Source organism: Robbsia andropogonis, from assembly GCF_000970345.1.
In the GTDB taxonomy this organism is placed as follows: Bacteria; Pseudomonadota; Gammaproteobacteria; order Burkholderiales; family Burkholderiaceae; genus Robbsia; species Robbsia andropogonis.
Genome location: NZ_LAQU01000152.1, coordinates 1 through 1,861 on the forward strand (window position 1 = coordinate 1; position 1,861 = coordinate 1,861).

Annotated in this window: 3 protein-coding genes and 1 pseudogene; 2 read left to right on the plus strand and 2 right to left on the minus strand. The window is 52.2% G+C overall.

Going from position 1 to position 1,861, the window contains the following annotated elements:
* Positions 1 to 244: DDE-type integrase/transposase/recombinase (locus WM40_RS26660; protein WP_046154584.1), on the plus strand; the 244-nt coding region annotated here is incomplete at its 5' end.
* A 104-nt stretch (positions 245 to 348) separates the two neighbouring features.
* On the opposite strand, the gene WM40_RS26665 is transcribed toward WM40_RS26660, so the two are convergent.
* A complete protein-coding gene (locus WM40_RS26665) occupies positions 349 to 519 on the minus strand; it encodes a hypothetical protein (RefSeq protein ID WP_201779189.1) in 171 nt (56 codons plus the stop codon).
* A gap of 735 nt (positions 520 to 1,254) precedes the next feature.
* On the opposite strand from WM40_RS26665, the gene WM40_RS31935 reads away from it, so the two are divergent.
* Entirely contained in the window at positions 1,255 to 1,467 is a 213-nt protein-coding gene (locus tag WM40_RS31935; RefSeq protein ID WP_046154586.1) for a hypothetical protein, read from the plus strand.
* Positions 1,468 to 1,612: 145 nt separating this feature from the next.
* On the opposite strand, the pseudogene WM40_RS31940 reads toward WM40_RS31935, so the two are convergent.
* A pseudogene (locus tag WM40_RS31940) lies at positions 1,613 to 1,861 on the minus strand (IS6 family transposase); the annotation flags it as partial.

The window sequence follows — 1,861 nt, forward strand, 5'->3', positions numbered from 1 at the left end:
GCTGCCCGAAGACACGAAGGTCCGATCCTCGAAGTATCTGAACAATATGATTGAGCAGGACCACCGAAACATCAAGTCAAGAGCGAACGTGATGCTCGGCTTCAAACGGTTCAGAAACGCCTTGGCAACGATCTCAGGCATCGAATTGATGCATCGCATTCGCAAGGGCCAGTTCGATCTGACTAAAATCGGTCTCAAGGATACCGCTCTGCCTGCCGTATGGAATGCAGTTCTGTCTCCTTGATAAGATATCCTACAGGTAAGAACATTCTCAACCCTGTTACCTATTTGCACCAGAACCCTTCAACGTGACAATGCCGTCCAGGCACGCATGTATCTCGGTGTCACTTAGGCGGTAGTCATCGCGATCGAGTTTATGGAATTGATCGACAAATCCCGCAGCGCGGCGTCGCCCCGCTTTTCGATATCGGCGAGCGTCTTTTCCACCGTTTCACGCACATCGCGATCCGCACTGCGGATCATCTCGCTATCCGCGCCTCTCTTAAGCCATATTGCCATCAGGACATTCCCATTCTGATTGTCGACGCGCACCACCCGCGTCTTCGATTGGCGGCTGCACCGCTGACGTGGTTCATATTGCATACGTATGCAATATGAATAAATGCTGCGCGCTGCGACGTAAGCCTGGAATGAGGGGTTACGTCGGAGAACGAGTGCGTGGAGGCGGTGTGACATTCGTCGCGCCTTTCCAAACGTAGCGTGACGCCGTTAGCGCGAAAACTGACTACGTTGCGCGAATGGAGAGACTTGGTTGTGGCGACTCGGGATCGTGATCGTTCCTGGTCAGCCGGGCAACGATGATACGCGGCCAATGAATATTCAGTTAAGAGCACGCCTGACCGATCATCGATAACGTTTCGCGCTCGGAGCCATCGCTTCGGTAAGCTTGGCATACGCAATATGCTTTCCACGATAGGGTTTTTCTTTTTCCAGAGCATCGAGTCACCATTGTTATGCAAATTTATGATCGAGATCGACAGTCAATGCTTGACGTGACGATTGAAGCGTCTGGGTCAGGTAATGTCAGAAAAATTGAAATGCGTAGTTTAAGTCCAACTAGCAGTCGACATTTCGGCACGATGAGTTTAGCGCCGCAGCTGCATTCACTAAGACTCTTATCAATCGAGAACCACAACAGAAACGCGGTGCGCCAGGTCGGAAGTCGATTCTTAGAAATCGCGGACCAGATGAGAAGTGATCTCGGATTGTCTAGCGTTTCCTTAATTTGCCAAGATGAAGACGCTGCGACGTTTTTTTACAAAGCGGGATTCAGGTTCGTTGGCATTGGTGCAGATGCAAAAAAACGCTGCGCTCAAGCACCATATCGCGCATCCTCAAGACGCGTTGTCCGATGAAATCGTTTTTCTCGGCGACATGGAGAAAATTGATCCGGCGCCCACGCCTAAACGGCGTGGCGAATCCCGCTACAGATCAACAATCGCGTGACCGAACTTCTCACCGACATAGGACAAATTTATTCGACCGCCGCCCTGGGCCGCCAACTCTGCCGCATCTTACAAATTATACGGGGTCGAGGGCATTGTCACGTTGAAGATGATTGAGCGGAAAAGAGGCGCTTTACGGCCATTGTTTAAAACGCAGACGGATTTTGGCCCTGGAGCGTCAAGTGATGCCACGATTCCAAGCGCAGCGTAAGCTCGCGACGATGTTCGGCTGCACAAATTAGGCGTCGTTTCAGAGCAAAATGCTGTCGAATCGGGCCGAAGTTCGAGAGGAAGCGCTGGGCACGTCGCCGATCTCTTAAGCCGCGCATGCGGCGCTCCCGCTCTCGGGTCGGTTGATGGCTATTTTCGACGCGGTTATTCACGCGTGCGGCAGC

Bases quoted from the DNA above. Each gene is read 5' to 3' on its own strand.
- WM40_RS26665 (WP_201779189.1), bottom strand. From the start codon at position 519: ATGGCAATATGGCTTAAGAGAGGCGCGGATAGCGAGATGATCCGCAGT.
- WM40_RS31935 (WP_046154586.1), top strand. From the start codon at position 1,255: ATGAAGACGCTGCGACGTTTTTTTACAAAGCGGGATTCAGGTTCGTTG.